Origin of the sequence: 'Nostoc azollae' 0708 (genome assembly GCF_000196515.1) — a bacterium.
GTDB lineage: Bacteria > Cyanobacteriota > Cyanobacteriia > Cyanobacteriales > Nostocaceae > Trichormus_B > Trichormus_B azollae.
On the sequence record NC_014248.1, the window covers coordinates 1765177 to 1784366 of the forward strand.

Annotated in this window: 14 protein-coding genes and 3 pseudogenes; 7 read left to right on the plus strand and 10 right to left on the minus strand. The window is 38.8% G+C overall.

The features are described from left to right. The first annotated feature begins 75 nt into the window (after window positions 1-75). Together AAZO_RS08095 and AAZO_RS08100 are read left to right on the plus strand one after the other, a co-directional pair. Window positions 76-1575, plus strand: coding sequence for an MBOAT family O-acyltransferase (locus AAZO_RS08095; protein ID WP_013190868.1), 1500 nt, complete (start codon window positions 76-78; stop codon window positions 1573-1575). 335 nt (window positions 1576-1910) lie between these two features. Further along, window positions 1911-2635: pseudogene (locus tag AAZO_RS08100) on the plus strand (pirin family protein). A gap of 163 nt (window positions 2636-2798) precedes the next feature. Here AAZO_RS08100 and AAZO_RS08105 read toward each other — a convergent pair. From AAZO_RS08105 to petB, 3 genes are all read right to left on the minus strand, one after another. Next, on the minus strand, window positions 2799-3221 hold the full coding sequence (locus AAZO_RS08105) for an ATP-binding protein (protein WP_013190869.1): 423 nt from the start codon (window positions 3219-3221) through the stop codon (window positions 2799-2801). A gap of 306 nt (window positions 3222-3527) precedes the next feature. Next, window positions 3528-4010: a cytochrome b6-f complex subunit IV gene (gene petD, locus AAZO_RS08110; RefSeq protein ID WP_013190870.1), complete on the minus strand. Its 483-nt coding sequence runs from the start codon at window positions 4008-4010 to the stop codon at window positions 3528-3530. Window positions 4011-4291: 281 nt separating this feature from the next. Continuing rightward, on the minus strand, window positions 4292-4939 hold the full coding sequence (petB, locus tag AAZO_RS08115; RefSeq protein ID WP_013190871.1) for a cytochrome b6: 648 nt from the start codon (window positions 4937-4939) through the stop codon (window positions 4292-4294). A gap of 349 nt (window positions 4940-5288) precedes the next feature. On the opposite strand from petB, the gene ctpA reads away from it, so the two are divergent. Further along, window positions 5289-6530, plus strand: a complete 1242-nt coding sequence (gene ctpA, locus AAZO_RS08120; RefSeq protein ID WP_013190873.1) for a carboxyl-terminal processing protease CtpA — start codon at window positions 5289-5291, stop codon at window positions 6528-6530. 163 nt (window positions 6531-6693) lie between these two features. On the opposite strand, the gene AAZO_RS08125 is transcribed toward ctpA, so the two are convergent. Beyond that, window positions 6694-7467 (minus strand): MBL fold metallo-hydrolase, encoded by a 774-nt coding sequence (locus AAZO_RS08125; RefSeq protein WP_013190874.1) that lies wholly within the window; start codon window positions 7465-7467, stop codon window positions 6694-6696. Between the two features lie 260 nt (window positions 7468-7727). On the opposite strand from AAZO_RS08125, the gene AAZO_RS08130 reads away from it, so the two are divergent. Continuing rightward, window positions 7728-9203, plus strand: coding sequence for a site-2 protease family protein (locus AAZO_RS08130; protein ID WP_013190875.1), 1476 nt, complete (start codon window positions 7728-7730; stop codon window positions 9201-9203). A gap of 445 nt (window positions 9204-9648) precedes the next feature. On the opposite strand, the gene AAZO_RS08140 is transcribed toward AAZO_RS08130, so the two are convergent. Together AAZO_RS08140 and AAZO_RS08145 are read right to left on the minus strand one after the other, a co-directional pair. Further along, on the minus strand, window positions 9649-10224 hold the full coding sequence (locus AAZO_RS08140) for a phycobiliprotein lyase (protein ID WP_013190876.1): 576 nt from the start codon (window positions 10222-10224) through the stop codon (window positions 9649-9651). Between the two features lie 74 nt (window positions 10225-10298). After that, window positions 10299-10990 (minus strand): annotated as a pseudogene (locus AAZO_RS08145) (HEAT repeat domain-containing protein). Between the two features lie 261 nt (window positions 10991-11251). Between AAZO_RS08145 and AAZO_RS08150 the strand changes: the two are divergent. The 3 genes and pseudogenes from AAZO_RS08150 (at window position 11252) to AAZO_RS35100 (ending at window position 13064) form a co-directional block, all read left to right on the plus strand. Beyond that, entirely contained in the window at window positions 11252-11803 is a 552-nt protein-coding gene (locus AAZO_RS08150) for a YciE/YciF ferroxidase family protein (RefSeq protein ID WP_013190877.1), read from the plus strand. A gap of 348 nt (window positions 11804-12151) precedes the next feature. Then, window positions 12152-12466: pseudogene (locus AAZO_RS43520) on the plus strand (IS1634 family transposase); the annotation flags it as partial. 424 nt (window positions 12467-12890) lie between these two features. After that, on the plus strand, window positions 12891-13064 hold the full coding sequence (locus AAZO_RS35100) for a hypothetical protein (protein ID WP_013190879.1): 174 nt from the start codon (window positions 12891-12893) through the stop codon (window positions 13062-13064). Here the strand turns inward: AAZO_RS35100 and AAZO_RS35105 are convergent. The 4 genes from AAZO_RS35105 to glgP form a co-directional block, all read right to left on the minus strand. Then, window positions 13061-13222 carry a hypothetical protein gene (locus AAZO_RS35105; protein WP_013190880.1) on the minus strand — a complete coding sequence of 54 codons (162 nt, stop codon included), beginning with the start codon at window positions 13220-13222 and terminating at the stop codon, window positions 13061-13063. The genes AAZO_RS35100 and AAZO_RS35105 overlap by 4 nt on opposite strands. Window positions 13223-13480: 258 nt before the next feature. Beyond that, the gene (locus AAZO_RS08160; protein ID WP_013190882.1) at window positions 13481-13753 is read right to left on the minus strand and encodes a hypothetical protein; all 273 of its coding nucleotides are present in this window, start codon (window positions 13751-13753) and stop codon (window positions 13481-13483) included. Between the two features lie 1032 nt (window positions 13754-14785). After that, on the minus strand, window positions 14786-15625 hold the full coding sequence (locus AAZO_RS08165; protein ID WP_013190884.1) for a fasciclin domain-containing protein: 840 nt from the start codon (window positions 15623-15625) through the stop codon (window positions 14786-14788). A gap of 494 nt (window positions 15626-16119) precedes the next feature. Further along, a complete protein-coding gene (gene glgP / locus AAZO_RS08170; protein WP_013190885.1) occupies window positions 16120-18684 on the minus strand; it encodes an alpha-glucan family phosphorylase in 2565 nt (854 codons plus the stop codon). Window positions 18685-19190: the final 506 nt, after the last annotated feature.

The following is a 19190-nucleotide window of genomic DNA, read 5'->3' on the forward strand; positions in this document are numbered from 1 at the left end:
TGGGGACTGGGGATGATGAGGGTGATGGGGAAGTAATTTTCCAATACCCAATGACCAATGAGCAATGACTATAAAATGAAGTTTATATCAATTTTTTACGGGATTTTCTTACTGAGCATTTTCGGAATTTACTGGACTGTAGCCGAACAAAATCTACGATTATGGATTCTGCTGCTAGCCAGTATTGTATTTTATTCTTCCTGGCATATTCAATATTTGCCATTACTATTAGTGCTGACTTTTATTAATTTTCGTATAGGTTTAGAAATTGGTAGAAATACCTCGCCAGGGAAACACACTCAAGACTGGAAAATTTCCAATGAAGATTGGCAAATCGCTCAATCTGACTGGAATCTTAACCGTTTGAAGATTTTATGGTTCGGTGTAATTTTAAATGTGGGACTTTTATTAAGTTTTAAATATTTTCCTCTAATCATTAAATGGATATTTAACATATCTGTAAACTCACCAGATACTCCTTTTAAATTAGTTACTCCCTTGGGAATTTCTTTTTTTACATTTGAGTGCATAGCTTATTTAATAGATGTCTACCGTGGTGCGCCAGCAACTGAGAAATTTTTGAAATTCGCCACCTATAAATTATTTTTCGCTAAACTAATCTCTGGTCCAATTACTCGGTACCATAATTTAGCAGTTCAATTCAATACACGTGAATTTCCCAATGTTGATAGATTCGCAGAAGGGTTGTGGTTCATTGCCATTGGTGCAGTTAAAAAAGGGATTCTCGCAGACAACCTGGGAATTTTTGTAGATTTATGTTTTGGTAATTTGCAAAGAGCAGGTAGTACAGATTTGTGGTTAGCTACCTTTGCTTATGGCTTAGAATTATATTTAGATTTTAATGGTTACGTAGATATTGCTCGTGGTAGTGCTTTACTATTCGGTTTAGTTTTACCAGAAAATTTTGATTTTCCTTACTTTAGTACCAGCATTGCAGATTTTTGGCGACGTTGGCATATAACTCTGGGTGATTGGTTGCGTAATTATCTATACTTTCCTTTGGGTGGTTCTCGTCAGGGTTTGATGCGTACCTGCGGAAACTTATTGATAGTGATGTTGGTAGCTGGTATCTGGCATGGTTCTGCCTGGGGTTTTATCATTTGGGGAATATTGCATGGAGTAGCTTTAGTAGTTCATCGTCTTACACATGCCATCTGCAATCGATCAAAAATTTTAACCCTATTTTGGCAAAACCCTATCGGTATAATTTTCGCTTGGTTGTTAACTCAAATCATGGTTTTCACATCTTGGATTTGGTTTCGTCTCCCTAAAGTCCAAGATTCTGCTTTAGTTATAAAACACCTTTGGGCTCATACTGCTGATGCCCAGTTTGCGGAAAAAGTCTATGTAGAAGCCCTAAATATCAGTCAATATCAACTCTCCTATTTACTCCTGGGACTCGCTATAATCATGAGTATAATTTACGCCTTTAAACGGCTCATGAAGTTAGAGTTCAGTTGGCCTATTAAACTTGTTTTTGTCCCTTTATGTTTCTACGCCGTTTGGATACTAGCACCTGAAGGTGGCTTACCTTATATCTACTTTGACTTTTAGCAAACTCTTATAGGGTAAAATTTGGATCATTCATTGCCTTTTTAATTGGGAAATAACAACAAAATAGATTATTTATACTGCAAAATGGTGAGACTTGGACTGATGTTATACTGAATAGCGCAGCGTGTCTTAAGCCATGGCTGTCGTAAGCAATAGCTAACGTAGTGCAGTGTATCCCTTCGGGACACTGGGTAAACGCGGAGCTTGCCTTAGGCTCTAGTATCTCAGAGATTCTTCACTATCTCTTTCAGAGACGCTCCGTGAACGTTCAAAATGACACTTTTAAACCGTTTTTAGTATACAAATTAAATACAAATACCTCATGAGGTGAAATTATGTCTCTTAATACCATTAAGCATATCATTCATAACCGAAATTCACGGGGTCATAGTCAAGTTGACTGGCTTGATAGTTACTATACTTTTTTCCTGCAGTCATTTTTATGATCCCAAAGGGATGGGATTTGGTTCTCTCAGAGTAATGAATGATGATCGTATTGCACCAGGAGGAGGATTCGCTACTCATGGACATCGGGATATGGAAATATTCACCTATGTTCTATCAGATGCAGTCAAACATAAAGATAGTTTCGGTACAGGTTCAGTAATTTGTCCTGGTGAAGCACAGATTATGAGTGCTGGTACTGGTATCATGCATAGCGAATTTAATCACTCGCAAACGGAAGCATTGCACTTGCTACAAATGCTACAAATATGGATTTTGGTAGATCAACAGGGATTAACACCAAGATATGACCAAAAAACTTTTCCTGTAGAAGAAAAACAGGGGAAACTGCGTTTAATTGCTGCTAAAGACGGACGCCATGGTGCTGTAACTATTCAGCAAGACGTTGATTTATACACATCTATTTTAGACAAGGGTGATGATAACTTATCATATCCAAACCCATCGTTATGGCTGGTTGCAAATAGCCACAGGTGAAGCAACCTTAAATGGTCAGGAAGTCATAGCAGGTGACGGAGTAGAAATTACTGGAGAAGAGAAGTTACAAATTAGTGCAAATCTCAAAGCAGAAATTTTGCTTTTTGACTTGGCTTAAAAAGAAATTAATCGCAGTCCCAATGTTTGATTAACGGACTGGTGATTGATAACCGTATGCTCTTGCCCAAGGTACAGAATTTACATAAAAACACAAAAGGACTTTCAAACCTGTTCCCTTTGACTTGGCTTAAAAAGAAATTAATCGCAGTCCCAATGTTTGATTAACGGACAATTAACAGACAATTTCTGCTGTCAGAATCACGTTCATAAACAAAATGATCTGCTACACGCCGAATGATTACCCATCCGTACCCATGATCTTGTAGATTATCTGGTTTTGGTTCAGGAACCTCATTCGGATCAAATGGTTTCCCATAATCCCAAATTCTCATCTCTAGTCTATCCATCCACAGACTCAATTCAATCTCTATAGTTGTTTCTGGGGGTAAAGACAAATGAGCATGACGAACGGCGTTGGTAAATCCTTCTACCAATGCTAGGTTGAGGCGATAAAGTTGACTTTTTGACCAGCCTCGTTGAATTAAATATTGCAGAGAAAATTTTTCAAACCATTGTTGCACTTGGTTGAAGAACTTAAGATCGCTCTTCACCGTCAGATGGTCTTGCTGCACTATGGTAAGCATTGACCTTGACTAGAATATTAAGTAAGTGAGAAATATCGCTGTTCTTTCTTTTTTGGTGGGTTGAGATTCTGGAATAGATTTTATTTTACATCCAAAACTGAAAATTTAAGATAAAGTCTGGATTTTAATTTCTCCCTATTTTCTCATAAAAGCTAACGCCTTGATTTTCAAGAGCATATAAGTCAGAGTCAGAAGTATAAGCAGCTAATGGGCTGTATAGATTTTACGGCTAGTCATCATTATACAGCTAACTTTGCTATATGCTCTTGAAACTCACAGGCATTACAGCACGTTGTGGAAACTGAATTAGAACAGTCCCAAAGTTAGAGATTTATCCAATGGCAACGCAGCGCCAATACCTAACCAGATAGTGACAAGAGTACCAAACAAAAATACTGTTGTTGCTACTGGACGGCGGAAGGGGTTTTGGAACTTATTAACGTTCTCAATGAAGGGAACTACAATCAGCCCCAAGGGGACAGAAGCCATAGCCAACACTCCTAACAGTTTGTTAGGAAGTGAGCGTAAAATTTGGAAAACCGGATAAAGATACCACTCCGGCAGAATTTCTAAAGGAGTAGCAAAAGGATTAGCAGGTTCACCGGTCATTGAGGGATCTAGCACAGCTAGAGCCACAATACAAGCGAATGAACCCATAATCACGATGGGGAATACATAGAGCAAATCATTGGGCCAAGCAGGTTCACCATAGTAGTTGTGACCCATGCCTTTAGCTAGTTTAGCTCTTAACTGAGGATCGCTCAGATCCGGTTTTTTTTGCGTTGACATTTTTAAATGCGCTCTCCTGCTTAGGTTACGTTAAAGCATTTGTGAAAGCTATCAGCTATTTAGGTAAGCCCCACGCTTTGCCGTTTGGTGGTAAGCCACAAATTTAGTATGACACTAAGTTTTGCTTTGTTGGTTGAAGTAAGTGTCTATAGTGTTTAGGGCTTAAAGCTTTCAGAGAATAGTGTCTGTTTTTAACTTAAATTAAATATTACTAGTTCTAAGTTTAAAACAAACTACTTTGATCTGGAAACAGTTTTTACCTATTCACTGATAACTTTAGATTACAAAGGTCCAGAAATACCTTGCTTGCGGATCATCAAGAAGTGGAACAGCATGAATACTGCAATCAGCCAAGGTAGAACGAAAGTGTGGGCGCTATAATAGCGAGTTAGTGTAGCTTGACCGACACTAGAACCACCACGTAGTAAGTCAGAAATCAGAACACCAACTACTGGAATTGCTTCTGGTACACCACTAACAATTTTCACAGCCCAATAACCAACTTGATCCCAAGGCAGGGAGTAGCCAGTAACACCAAAGGAAACTGTGATGACAGCGAGAATGACACCGCTGACCCAAGTTAGTTCACGGGGCTTTTTGAAACCACCGGTTAGATAAACTCGGAAGACGTGCAGAATCATCATTAGCACCATCATGCTGGCAGACCAGCGGTGAATGGAGCGAATCAGCCAACCGAAGTTGACTTCATTCATGATGTACTGTACCGAGGAATAAGCTTCCGCTACTGTGGGCTTGTAGTAGAATGTCATTGCAAATCCAGTGGCAAACTGGATCAGGAAGCAAACTAGGGTAATTCCACCCAAGCAGTAAAAAATATTGACGTGGGGAGGTACGTACTTACTGGTTACATCTTCAGCGATCGCTTCAAGGTCTAAGCGTTCCTCAAACCAGTCATAAACGTTGGCCATACAATCTCAAGTTCCTAAAAATCAGTTGCGGTTGATATATCTCCCAATAGAAATTTTGGGATTTTCACAAAGAGTAGCTTTGTCGAAGAATGGTTAAGGTTTTCAGAAACTTAACATTCTGTAAATATGGAATATATTGCGATCTCTTTGCAAGCCAACGCTGAAAATGTTGGTGACAAAGTAGATTTTATCGTTTTTGAGGAGGGATATACTAAGCACCTGTTGCTTAACAACTTAATGAGAGCAATGACCTCTTCTATAAAAAAAGTAACATAATCGAGAGATAGATTTCATCAAAAACGTGGTAAATGGTCAGTTCTAGGTAGTTTGGGTTGACATGGAATGGAAAATGGGGTTCATGAACAAACAGGTTTTTCGGTTGGGATTTTCATTACTTTTGGCTTTTTGTTTGGGTTTTGGCTCGCTTGTTTCACCTGCAATGGCTTTAACACAGGAGCAAAAGCTAGTTTCTGAGGTTTGGCGAATTGTTAATCGCTCTTATCTGGATGAAACATTTAATCATCAAAACTGGGCTGATGTACGTCAACAGGCGCTAAGGAAACCACTGCCAAATGACCAAGCAGCATACAGGGCTATTCAGAAGATGCTAAAAAGCCTTGATGACCCTTTTACCAGGTTTTTAGACCCAGAGCAATACCGCAGTTTGCAAGTTAATACTTCTGGAGAACTGACCGGAGTGGGTTTACAAATTGCGCTCAATCCCCAGACGGGTGGATTGGAGGTAATTACACCTATAGAGGGTTCACCGGCTGAGAAAGCAGGGTTAAGACCTCGCGATCGCATCTTGAAAATCGAAGGATTATCTACAGAAAATCTGACTCTTGATGAAGCTGCTAAACGGATGCGCGGTCCCGTTGGTAGTGTTGTAACTCTCTTGATTGCACGAGAGGGAAAGGAATACAAAGAAGTGATATTAGTGCGCGATCGCATAGAACTTAATCCTGTAGTAGCTGAATTGCGTTTATCCCCCGAAGGAAAACCCATTGGCTACTTACGCCTAACTCAATTTAATGCTAATGTGGTAATCAGGTTGGCAGACGCTCTTAATAGCCTAGAAAAAAAAGGCGCAGTTGCCTACATTCTTGATTTGCGAAATAATCCTGGTGGGCTATTACAAGCCGGAATTGAAGTTGCCCGTCAGTGGTTAGATTCAGGCACAATTGTCTACACTGTCAATCGTCAAGGTATTCAGGGCAATTTTGAAGCCCTTGGCCCAGCGTTAACACAAGATCCCTTGGTGATTTTGGTGAATGAAGGAACTGCTAGTGCTAGTGAAATCCTTGCTGGTGCCCTACAAGACAATAAACGCGCCCAGTTAGTAGGTGAAACGACCTTTGGTAAAGGTCTAATTCAATCTTTGTTTGAATTATCAGATGGTTCAGGTTTAGCAGTGACAATTGCCAAGTATGAAACTCCCAAGCACAGAGACATTAACAAGTTAGGTATTAAACCAGACAAACTAATTCCCCAACAACCAATTACACGGGAGCAAATTGGGACGGAAGGGGATAGTCAATATCAAGCTGCAATGGAACTGCTAACCAAAGATTTGGTTGTAGCTGGTTCGTAGTCAGTTACTCCCTTCCCAGTATGAAATTAGGGGTGTGGGATTCCACCTTACGCAGAAGTATTATCCCTCTACCCTATTAGTATGACCTTATTCTTTTAGTGGGAAGGGAGTATAAGTTAAATAACTAATGACCAATAACTAATAACTAATAACTAATAACTAACTAATGGTTTGATTCATGACTAATGGTTTGATTCATGACTAATCGTTGATAAGCTTGGTCTATGGTGTGTTTGCTTCGGAGTAAACCTATATTAGCGCCAGGGCAAATGTATTGTAGGGTTTCTGGTGTAAAGCGATCGCACAAAGCTTGAGTGCTTTTAATTTGTCTTGGCCAGTGAAAAGTTTTTGCAGTGCGTAATGGCATGGGTTCCCCTTGGAGGTTGGGGACTAAATGCCGTCCTGAAAAAAGAACTCCCCCAAATTCACGATAGTATAGACATGAGGAGCCTGGAGAATGGCCTGGTGTCCAGATAATTTGTGTGGTGGCATCAAGAGCGAATTCTTGACCAAAGGCAGTGACAGTTAAGCCAGGTAATAAATAAGCTTCTTGCTCTTGAATCAAAATCTCACAACCAAGAGCTTGCTGAATTTCTGCTGCTTTACCAATAGCACCACGATGAGTAATAAACAACCAACGCACACCGACTTGCTTTGGGTTAGTATGTTGCAGGCATTCCCAAAAATCCTCATTTATTTGCTCTGGGGCTGGGCAGTCGATGAGAATATTAGCTTCACTTCTTACAATAAGATAAGAAGTCCCTCCTAATGTATCTCGATTTGGTGGAAAGGCAAAAATTTTACTGATGCTCAAGTCGGTAGATGGTGCTTCTGTTGCCGTCCAAGTAGGAAGAATTTCTCGTACTGGCATTTCACTAGAAAGTACAATCTGTGGGGGCTTAATTGTATAACTTGGTTGTTGAGGTAAAGGAGACATAAATCAAAGGATTTCAAAATCAAGAATTCTTATTTCGTCGTAGGTCTCTTTAACAGAAGTACCGCTATCTGAAGAGAATTTTTGGGTGGAAAGCGTTTTCAATGTCCAGAATAACCCATATCCATCAGAGAAAAGGAGTTGAGGAGCTAAGACATCACTCAACCACAAAGAATTTTCCGGAAGAAAGAAAAACCTTTACGGTTTAACAGTCTTTCCCTACACCATACACCCTATTTTCGGTCAACATTAGTGAACATAACATGGCACTTTGGTTTCTCCTCTTTATGGGGCTTACTTATCTCATAGTTCAGCTTAGTGTTTCTCACATTACCAGAACACCAGTTTGGTTACTGTGGCTGGTATTAATGACACCAGCATTTATCTTGATTGGTTGGACGCTGATCTATGGTGCAAAACAACCACCCCCACCAGCACTGATTATTTGGCCTTTATTTATCTGTCTGCTGTTATACTGGATATTATTTCAGTCGGGTCGTCAAATACCAAGAGATACCCAGACTCAACCCCAAGCTACAGGATCTCAATTGGCTAATCATTCTCACGCAGAACTATTACCTGTTCGTCCCATTGAACCAATAGAAGAAACTAATCTGCGAAGTTGTTTCCCTTGGTCTGTATACTATATTCAAAATATTGAATATCGACCCCAAGCTGTGATCTGTCGGGGTCAGTTAAGAACTGGTGCTAGTCAGGCTTACCAGCAAATTAAAACTAATATTGAAGGGCAATTTGGTGATCGCTTCTTGGTGATATTTCAAGAAGGTATGGATGGTAAACCATTCTTTGTCCTCGTTCCTAATACTCAAGCGAGTAAACAAAATACAAGACGCGGTCTAGAAAACTTGACTCAAGTAGGAACGGCACTTTTTCTGCTGTTCCTGACTTTAATCACTACTACTTTGATCGGTTCGCAAATTGAGGGAGTGGAATTAACGAAACTGACATCTGACTTCACTCTGCTTGCAAATGGTTTACCCTACGCTTTAGGGTTAATTACTATTTTGGGAATCCATGAACTTGGTCACTATTTTACAGCCAGATTCCATAAAATTAGCTCGACCTTGCCATATTTTATTCCTGTACCTTTTTTCTTAGGAACTTTTGGTGCATTTATCCAAATACGAAGTCCAATACCCAACCGCAAAGCTTTATTTGATGTGAGTATTGCGGGGCCAACTGCTGGTTTTATTGCTACTTTGCCGTTACTTTTATGGGGTTTATCCCATTCTGAAGTAGTCTCTTTAAACGACAAAATGGGAATGTTAAATCCCAATGCCCTTAATCCTAAATATTCAATTTTATTAGCTTTACTTTCAAAGTTAGCCCTGGGTAGTGAATTAACCGCAAAATCCGCTCTTGATTTGCATCCCCTGGCAATAGCTGGATTTTTGGGTTTGATTGTGACAGCATTAAATTTGATGCCAGTAGGACAACTAGATGGTGGTCATATAGTTCATGCCATGTTTGGACAACGCACCGCAGTTGTTATTGGTCACATTGCTCGCTTGTTGTTACTATTATTGTCTTTTGTCCGGCAGGAACTTTTGTTGTGGGCAATTTTGTTATTATTTATTCCCTTAATTGATGAACCCACTCTCAACGATGTGACAGAACTAGACAATAAACGGGATGTTTTAGGTTTACTAGCAATAGCAGTGTTATTGTTAATTGTATTGCCACTTCCTGAAGCGATCGCTCGCGTATTACAGATTTAAAAGCTAAGGGGAGTTTATTTTTTTCATCTTCCCCATTTCATTTCTATCTATCTAAAATTGTGAATTAGATTCAGATTAGTTAAATTGATTTGAGGTTAATCAAAATGACATAGGAATTAATAGACCTCAAAAATAGTATTTTAGAAAAGCGTTGTGCAGATGCTTTAGCTATTGTAGATGAGTTGGAGGGAATGAGCGAAAAGGCGATCCTACGGCAAGTTAAGTCTTTTCTAAAGGTGCTGCTAGTACATTTGATTAAAAATCAAGTTGAGAAGGATTATTTACCTCGGTTAGTTGGTAGTAAAGATGGGATAAACAGGAAGGATTAAGGATTGGATATTCTAAAAAACTTGGTATTCCTAAATCTTTTTCTCTATATGTATTTTGGAACAAACTGGTAAGGGTTTAACAATGCTAAACCCCTACTTTGCAAATTAAAAAGCGTTTAACCTGCGGTTGCTTGAACTGCATTAGCCGCTTCAGTAGATTCTGTTGATGCAGTAGTGTTACCTATACGAATTTCAGAGGTAAAGGAAGCCATACTAAAGCCACCAAATCGCTTTAGTAGGCTTACTCGCATCCGCAAGTTGGGACTAGCAAACCATAGTCTTTCCTCAGACCACATGGTTTCATACTCAGTAATAAGAGTTAAAGCCCCATCTTCACCAATTTTGTAGGTTCCTGCTACGGGTGCTTTTTCTGCATAACCCATTTCTCGCAGTAACTTACCTTCACCGGGTTTATTTGCATCCGGTACTGTTACCAACACAGTACAACCTTCGTGTTTTTCTTCGTCCCATTCCATTGTTCCCTTCCAGGTAACTCTCGCACTACAGGAAGCCGCACTAGGATCAACTTCATACTGTTCACACAGTTTCACTACTTCTGGATGATCTGCGGTCAGCGTCTCAATTACGATGTCTGATTTACCATCTTCCGATTGCTTAAAGGCTAAATGGTGACTTGTACGGTGTGAAAACCATTTACCAGCACTTAACTCAAAAAATTCTTCAATATTCATGAATCAAATTATCCTGGATCGAAATACACAAAAATCCCACTTTTATTATTAAAAGGTAACAAGAAGCGTTTATCTTAAATTTGATTACCTATTTCCTCAAGTCTCTGAAGAGAAATACTCGCGGATTCAGCAACGTGAGGATGACTGTCTTTTTCTAGGTATTTCAACGCTGAGATGGTTTTGCGTGTGGGGAGATTACCCAAGGCTTCTGCAAGACGTTGGCGCACTAACCAATCCTTTGCTTGGGCAAAGCGCAGGATAGAATCTACAGATTCAATGGATTTAATTTCTCCTAAAGCTGAAATAGCTGCCTGTTGGATGACTACTTCTTTGCTATCCAGTGCTTGGATGAGGATATTGTATGCACGAGAGTCTTTAATATTGCCTAAAGAAACAGCCGCACTAAATCTAACTAGCCAGTATCTCAATAAAAAAAAACCTCGTGATAGTGCTTCAACTGCTCTGTTATCACCCAAATATCCTAAAGTACAGGCAGCATGCACCAGCACAGATGTCATAATCTGGGTCTGTTTCCAGAATTCTCACTAAGTTCAGATAACATTCTGATGTTTGTTTGATACCTAGAGCAAATATGGCCATGGAACTTAGTTGCAGAGATTTATCATTATTTAAGACCTTTTTAATCAAAGGTACTTGCCTCTTCTGCTGATATTATATGGTGTAAGCTGGCAAGAGCTACCATATGATCGCCTAAATTTGGACTTTCTAACTGAGTAGAAATTGCCTCTAAGCTGGGAGCAATCATTATATTTTAAATCATATTCTTTACTTATGTTTACTTTAAGTAATTCACAGTAAGTCCTACACGCCATATCTCACACCCAGACTCAACAAACAAAAAAGTGATTTATTGATATCTGTCTTAAGTCTCATAGCTATGTATTCAAGTTGTAGCCAAACGTAACATTGAAACTGTATCTCAGGGATGACGAGAACACTGAAGGCTAAACGTAGGGTTAAAAGGTACGAATTTAGATTACAGGGTCAAACCTTCAGGAGAATCACAATGGTTCAACTTAGCGAACGTCCAGGGGTTAAAAAAATCACCAGCTTCCAAGATAAATTCATCTATGAAGTTGGTGCAATGTACGATGCAGAAAATCGATTTTTAGAAGCACAGCAAGTGATGTGGCAATGTTGTCAAAACAATCAATTTCAGTCTTTAATTGAGACACACATCGGGGAAACTGAGCAGCAAATTAGGAACTTAGAGAAGGTTTTTAGTACCTTGGGACAACAGCCACAACGGGTAACTTGTAATGCTGCTGCTGGTGTGATTAGCGATGGTCAAAAACTCATGCTACTAGCTCCTGATAATCCCACAATTTTGGAATTGGGTTTAATAGGAGGACAGTCAAAAGTTGAGCATTTCGAGATTGCCTGCTATCGTGGCTTGATCAAAGGTGCTGAACAGATGGGACAACGAGAAGTAGTGCAGTTGCTACAACAAAACCTGCAACAAGAAGAACAGACAGCACAGAAATTAGAGCAGTTGCTACCACAGTTGCTTCAGGAAATAAAATCTGGAGATGGTAAAACTACTGCGAAATCTCGCTAACTTATAGCCTATTGCATGGAATTGACATACTCCCCGCCGTAAAACGGATGGGGATTCTTGTTCATGGTTTATAGAACCCATATTCTCCACTTCATTTTGTAGTATATATATACTGCTACTAAAAGTACCTATAGAACTTAAATAAACATAGTTAATTACCTTGGTAATTAATACAGGCATTCTTAGAAAAATTGCTAAGGGCTGATGTGCAGCTTGGTGTAAGACTCCTACGTCGTCACGCAAGCTATAACCATAGATCCGTAAGGTATTAACAGACTCATAGTTTATCAAGTTAGAGGTGAATTGATGGAAAATTAGGAGTTAATTACAAATTATCAAGACTCTTCTGGTAGATTTGTTTTAGCAACTAATATTTTAGATACTAGAGAGTTAGAAGCCCTAGAAACACTGAAAATCTATAAACAGCAGCAATCTTCAGAACGAGGATTTAGATTTATCAAAGACCCTTTATTTATTGCAGATAGTTATTTGGTAAGAAATCCCGAAAGAGTAGAGACAATGATGATATTAATGCCATTGTTTCTTTTGGTTTATAATCTAGGACAGAGGCAACTAAGAAGCTCTTTGAAAACTGAAAAATCTACAGTTAAAAATCAAGTAAATAAACTCACAGAACCTCCTACTTTGCTTTGCATATTTCAGAGCCAGTGCATTGGGCTGGTTCCCCAAATTGTTAGGGAAGCTCCTCTGAAGGAGGTAACAACTGGCGTATGTTTCTAAGGAATTCATTTTCTGATTACATAAAGAGTCAAATGAATTATTAACTCGATTAATGAACGTTGTCAAATATTGCAATTTAGTCCTATTTCTTGTCAAGAAGAGTATTCTTCAGTCACCTAAGAATATCTAATTATGTATTAGATATTCTTGAATTTTTAAGAATATAAGAACTTGAGATTAAATATTCCTGTTGAACTGGATTTTTCATAGAAATATTGTTAAAGCTGGTGATTTTTAACTGCATAATTATGATTTATTATTTTAAATATTACTTAGCTGTCCAAATTATCATATTGAATTTTCCTTGAGTGTAGTTTTAGTTTACTTCACTTTGAAGTGCAAAAAAATGTGGGTTATAGATGAATATTTATACTCTACATACTATGCTAATTCGGCTGATTTCAAAGCAGCGATTTCTAACTGTATTATCACTGCAAACACTGACAAACAAGAAAAGCTAGATAGCTTATTGACTCTCAATTTTCAGACATTTAAAAAAGTCCAGGTCTTAGCCATTTAGAGTATAGCTGGGACATTTGGTAAAAAATCTATCCTTTCTTGTGCTGAAAGTCCTGATGACGAAGCAGATTTGGGTTGAATTTTCTGCTGCTGCTTCTTGATTGGCGTATCATGTTGATGATTCCAAGCTGCGGCCTTTTGCACTCCCTGGTGAATCATACTATTTATTACTTCCTGCTAGATGAATAATTTCTTGCCCAGATAAGTTCTGTATATACGCGTGGTTCTTCTGCTGCCAAATTCCTGAAGGAGCATAAAATTTCAAACGCCCATTCATCAGCAAAACATTGTCCTAAAACTTCGGAAATGATAAAATAGGACATCCAATCAGTAAAAGCTGGATCTAAAGTTTCTAGTAATGGAAACAGGTTGTCTTTTTGAGCATCAGATAAAAGTCTAAAGTTAAATTATATCACTTTAAGGAAATGCCATGAAATCTTTGAAGCTAAATTCTTCCTGTTTAAGTAAAGTAATAATTAGGTCAAAGTAATATTCGGGAAAATAATTCTTCATCGACATAGAGGCCAATATTATGGTATTAGCATATTCTTGCATCTGTATTTCTTCACCCGCAATTATAGCTTGTTCAATAGCTTCTTCAATAATCTTTGGATTGACATTATCAAATGCTTCGTTTGTTATTTGTATCGCTGGTAATAAAATCTGCTGTTCATTAGCGGCTACATACATTTAACACCATTTCTTGTAAGAGCATGAGGAAATACCATTCTCCTCCTGATTCTAAAAACTTGTCTTGATTGACTAAGTCAGCAAGAAAATCAAAATGTTCTGCATAAATTTGAGCATCTTATAAGGTAGTTTTAAGGAAATAAAAGCATTCTCTCAAGAGGTTGGCATCACTTGATTCAATTGCTTTATTGAAAGTTCCCTTATTTTTTCTAAATTCATGATCTTCTACCCATACTAGCCAGTAGTATATTTTAATTAAGTTCAAATAACTAGTATTTATTTATACTTGGATAAGTAAATCAATATTAATAATTAAAAATTTTTAGAGGAATGATTATACTATAAAGGTTAACTAAGAAATTAGTTTTATTTTGATAAAGGCAAATGAAAAATTTTTGCTACAACATCAAAACTATTCGTTTCTATCCGTCGAACTTGCTTCAAACCTATAAATTTATAGGTTTTCAGAAAGGAATATTATACAGACAAGCTTGAATACCTTGTTAGCTCAGAGAAAATGATTTTATGCCCGTCATTCTTTAACTTGTGATTGTAATTGCTCTATTAAGTTCAGTAATACCTCTACTGTATGATGCATGGACTCTTCTGCAATCCCTTTTGGCTCGATGGTTTGGAGCAAATTAGACACTGAAAAGTCATTTGAAATAAGCTCTTGTATCATGTGTTCTATCTTATGACACTTTGTGTACCTCGCTTCAGTTATTTCCCTCTGTTACCCCTACTTATTGAGCCGATACCAAATATTGCTCTTTTGTTCCGTTTAATAGTTTGGCTTCTCTAATTATCATGCCTGTATTTTATCAAGAAGTATTGCAGATAAAATCATAAACAAATAAAAAACCGTCCTCTAAGGTTGCGGCTTTAAACCCAATCTTCCGGTAAACCCCTTGCAAAGCTAATTTGCAAGGGGTTAGTTCCAATATGGTTCCGATGAGCCTCTTTCTCTTCCTCTACTTCCTCTGCCTGCCTAAACAGATAATTTTCCCTAACTGAATGGTATTGGGGTTAGTTCTACAAACTAGGTGGCAAAATCAAATTATCAATTTCATGAATAACGCCGTTGCTCGCTGGAATATCTGCCTTAATTACTTTAGCATCATTGACTAATACACCTTCAGATGGATTGACTTTAACACTAATTGGATCACCTTGCAGACTAGTGACTTGACCAGATTTTAAATCACGGGAAAAGACTTTACCAGCTACTACATGATAAGTGAAAACTTTGACCAATACTTCTTTGTTTTCTGGCTTTAACAAATCTTGCACTGCATCTTGGGGTAATTTGGCAAAAGCTGCATCAGTGGGAGCAAAAACTGTGAACGGTCCATTTCCTTGCAAAACTTCTGTAAGTCCAGCTGCTTCTAAGGCTTTGATGAGGGTTTTAAAAGAACCTGCTGATTCAGCTACTTCTATGACGTTTTTGCTTGATGTTGCCCCTGCGGGTGGTTGTGTTAGTTCAGGTGCTGTTGGTTTTTGATTTCCTGGAGTGCTTGGTGTTTTTGTTGGTGGCTTAACGGGTAGGGTTTCGCTGGGTACAGTGCGTCTGTTATAGGGAGGTTCGTTGAAAATACTTGGTTTAGGGTTAATTTTGCTACTGCCACTGGATTGTGCTACCTGTGTTTTAGTTTTATTGTTGCCCTTTTCTGTTGTTAAAGCCTGTTCACCAGAGATGGAATGAGAATTTGGTTGAATACCTTGATCCCGATTATAGGGAGCTTCTTGGAAAATATGGGGATGAGGATTGAGGACTTCTTTTGCTTGACATGGTAAAGTAATCAAGAGACTGACGCTAGTTACTCCTAGTATCCCAGCGATTTGGGTCAATAATTTGTCGTAATTAGCCTTCATAAATTCTGTTTTTCTAGATTTTTCACAAGCTACATAAAGACTTATAACATTTTGCCAAGCTAAAATATAACTGCAACAGGAAGTAAGATTTTCTCGGCAAAGATTAGACATTGCTGTCAAGATAAAATTTGAAAGATTTATTGCTCTCAATTATCACCTTCAGATTTTAAATCGCAGAGCATCTGAAAATATCTGGATTTTTGAATTCATTATCTATAATATCGAACCTGAAAGAGTCTTGGAGTTTTAATAGTAAGCTATTACGCAGCTAAATTTAATATTATATTTAGTAGCCTATAGTCCTTGTAGAAATCTTTTTGGGCAAAAAAAGTAAATGCGTAACAGCTTATAAAGGCTTACTTCTGGGCATCTTCTCTACCTTGAATAACCTTAAAAGTCATTTTCACAAGACTTAAACGTCCAGCATGGTTAAAACCACCATAATAAAAGGCGTTGCCAACTTCAATCAGCAACGCCTAATTTTAAGGAATTAACTACTCAGCCCAAGCGATTAACCTGGGTTCATAAGGAGTAGAAAGGTATTGGTTTTGTGGTAAGACTCGCAAAGATAAACCTTGCAAACCAGAGGTGGTGTAAGTGATATCGGCTGTATAAACACTTAAACCTTGGCTATCCTGTCCTTGATAATCCATCACCACAGGTACAGCGTTAACAATTTCGCCATTAGCATCAATGGAACCCTGATATAATTCCACGCGTACATCATCATTTATTAAAGTGGCTAAATCAACCTTAGCTTTCACTGCCACAGTTTGATTAACCTCAATTTCTGAGGCTGCGGATACATCAATATCTTTGATTTTGATGTTAAACCAGTGTTCACCTAATTTTGCTTTCCACGCCGCTAATTCTTTAGCTGGGCCGTAGTTATCAAGTGTGAGAGTACGATACCGATCGCTCGCTGGGAAATAAGCCCTCTGTGCATATTCCCGCACCATACGGGCTGTGTTAAAGAAAGGACAATTCAAACGAATTGCATCTTTCATTTTATCCACCCATTGACGAGGTAAACCATCCCCATCACGGTGATCATAGAATAGGGGTACAACTTCCTTCTCTAGTAACTCATAGAGAGCGTTAGCTTCTACCTCATCCTGATAATTAGGATCTTCGTAATTCTCACCATGTCCTATAGCCCAACCAGTGCGGACATAATCAGCTTCATCCCACCAGCCATCGAGTACGCTTAAATTAGGCAGTCCATTCATAGCTGCCTTCATGCCACTAGTACCAGAAGCTTCACGGGGACGACGGGGAGTATTTAACCAGATATCACAACCTGCTACCATCAGACGGGCAATGTGAATATCGTAATTAGGAACAAACACCACCTGTTTTTCCAAGTTTTGTTCGTGGATAAAATGATTGATATCCCGAATCAATTCTTTACCGGGAATATCTTTAGGGTGTGCTTTTCCAGCAATTACAAATTGCACCTTGCGGTGTTTATTACCCAATAAAATCCGCTTAATTCTCTCCAAATCACGCATCCATAAAGTAGCACGTTTGTAGGTAGCAAAACGACGGGCAAAACCAATGGTCAAAACATTGGGATCGAGAACTTCTCGAGCTTGGGCAATCTCAGAAGCAGAAGCACCGCGAGCGCGCAAATGCTTCACCAAATGCTCCCGGACATATAGGATCATATCTAATCGGCAGCGTTCGTGATTACGCCATAACTCTTCATCAGGAATAGAATCCATCCGTTCCCATAACTGACTATCTGGTGGTGCTGATGACCAGTTGGGTCCAAGATAGCGATCGTACAACTCTTGAGTTGATTTAGCCACACAACTGCGAGCATGAACACCATTGGTAATTGCCGCAATTGGTACTTCCTCAACTGGTACCTTCTGCCACAAACCCTGGAACATTTGCCGCGATACCACACCGTGCAATTGTGCCACACCATTAGAAAATGTTGCCATCTTCAGAGCCAGCACCGCCATACTGAAAGGACCAGATAAATCCCCTGTATTTTCTCGTCCCAGTCCCAAGAATTGTTCTTTAGGCAAACTAAAGATATCTGCGTAGTAAGCCAGATAATACAAAATCTTATCAGGAGCAAACAAATCAATACCTGCTGGTACAGGAGTGTGGGTAGTAAAAATATTACTAGAAGCCACTACCTGTCTAGCTTGAGCATAACTCAAACCCTCTTCCTGAATCAGAATACGGATGCGTTCTAAAGCCGAGAAAGCTGCATGACCTTCATTTATGTGGTAAGCAGTAACCTCATACCCCAAGGCTTTCAACATCTGGACACCACCAATACCCAGCATAATTTCCTGGTGGATACGCATATCAATATCACCACCATACAACTGATCAGTGATGTCGTGGTCGTAAGCCTTGTTTGGTTCAATGTTGGTGTCCAGCATATATAGTGGCACTGTTCCCACCTGCACACGCCACACCCTAGCGTATACCTTGCGTCCTGGATAATCTACCGCAATCCGCAGCTCAGAGCCATCAGGATTACGCTCCAAATGCAAGGGCATATTATAAAAATCGTTGATGGGGTAGCGTTCCTGTTGCCAACCATCAGCATTAAGATACTGGGCAAAGTAACCTTGTTGATACAACAAGCCCACACCAACTAGAGGTAATCCCAAATCACTAGCAGATTTGAGGTGATCCCCCGCTAGTACACCTAGACCACCTGAATAAACAGGTAGACAATCTACCAGTCCAAACTCAGCAGAAAAATAAGCATAACATTCCTTTTGTTTCTGACCGCGTTGTTTGTGATACCAAGTGCGCTCTTGCAAATAATCCTCTAATTGACGAGCAGCACGATCCATTTGTGCCAGGAAGCCTTCATCTTCTACAACTTCCAATAACCGCCCTTGGCTAATAGTACCCAGCATTAACACCGGGTTATGATGGCTAGATTCCCATAAATCAGGGTCTAATCGACGAAATAAGTCTTTACTCTCAACATTCCAATCAAAGTGCAGATTGTATGCTAGTTTCCGCAGTGGTTCTAGTCTTTGGGGTATGGAAGGAGAAACGTTAAAAGTGCGAATTGGCTGCATAGTTTGACAAAAGTTCAAATTCAGATATGGTTATTGTTTACTGTCTTTACCCAATGTTGCCAATTCTTTATACTAAGTTTGTGAGTTTTTGATGACTTTGTTAAGCATTGAGAATAATTCTCTCACTCTTTGCTAGACTTTACACCAAAAAAAGTGATCGGTCTATGGGTTTCTTTCACTAATTTCCTACCATGAGTAATCAAGGGAGTACAAAATTTAGTGCTAAAGATATACAAAAAGAGAATTTTACTAGTGACTAGTGACGGCTATTAGCGCACATTATGATGCTATCTACATCTTTTACTATAAAAAATTTAATTATTTCTTAATATAAAAAATTTAATTATTTCTTAATAAATTAATTATTATATCTAGTTAGGAAGGAAAAAATTCTGTCATTGCTATTTATATGGGCATAAACAGCTAAAGTTTGTCCAATTCAACAGTTGAGAAAGCAATTTTCACAACTAACGTTTAGGAGAGGGAGATCAGTGCTTGCGCTATTA

Coding starts and splice junctions, on each gene's coding strand:
- AAZO_RS35100 (WP_013190879.1), top strand. CDS start 12,891: ATGTGGGTTATAGATGAATATTTATACTCTACATACTATGCTAATTCG.
- AAZO_RS08160 (WP_013190882.1), bottom strand. CDS start 13,753: ATGTATGTAGCCGCTAATGAACAGCAGATTTTATTACCAGCGATACAA.
- ctpA (WP_013190873.1), top strand. CDS start 5,289: ATGGGGTTCATGAACAAACAGGTTTTTCGGTTGGGATTTTCATTACTT.
- AAZO_RS08105 (WP_013190869.1), bottom strand. CDS start 3,221: ATGCTTACCATAGTGCAGCAAGACCATCTGACGGTGAAGAGCGATCTT.
- AAZO_RS08150 (WP_013190877.1), top strand. CDS start 11,252: ATGGTTCAACTTAGCGAACGTCCAGGGGTTAAAAAAATCACCAGCTTC.
- glgP (WP_013190885.1), bottom strand. CDS start 18,684: ATGCAGCCAATTCGCACTTTTAACGTTTCTCCTTCCATACCCCAAAGA.
- petD (WP_013190870.1), bottom strand. CDS start 4,010: ATGTCAACGCAAAAAAAACCGGATCTGAGCGATCCTCAGTTAAGAGCT.
- petB (WP_013190871.1), bottom strand. CDS start 4,939: ATGGCCAACGTTTATGACTGGTTTGAGGAACGCTTAGACCTTGAAGCG.
- AAZO_RS08125 (WP_013190874.1), bottom strand. CDS start 7,467: ATGTCTCCTTTACCTCAACAACCAAGTTATACAATTAAGCCCCCACAG.
- AAZO_RS08140 (WP_013190876.1), bottom strand. CDS start 10,224: ATGAATATTGAAGAATTTTTTGAGTTAAGTGCTGGTAAATGGTTTTCA.
- AAZO_RS35105 (WP_013190880.1), bottom strand. CDS start 13,222: ATGATTCACCAGGGAGTGCAAAAGGCCGCAGCTTGGAATCATCAACAT.
- AAZO_RS08130 (WP_013190875.1), top strand. CDS start 7,728: ATGGCACTTTGGTTTCTCCTCTTTATGGGGCTTACTTATCTCATAGTT.
- AAZO_RS08095 (WP_013190868.1), top strand. CDS start 76: ATGAAGTTTATATCAATTTTTTACGGGATTTTCTTACTGAGCATTTTC.
- AAZO_RS08165 (WP_013190884.1), bottom strand. CDS start 15,625: ATGAAGGCTAATTACGACAAATTATTGACCCAAATCGCTGGGATACTA.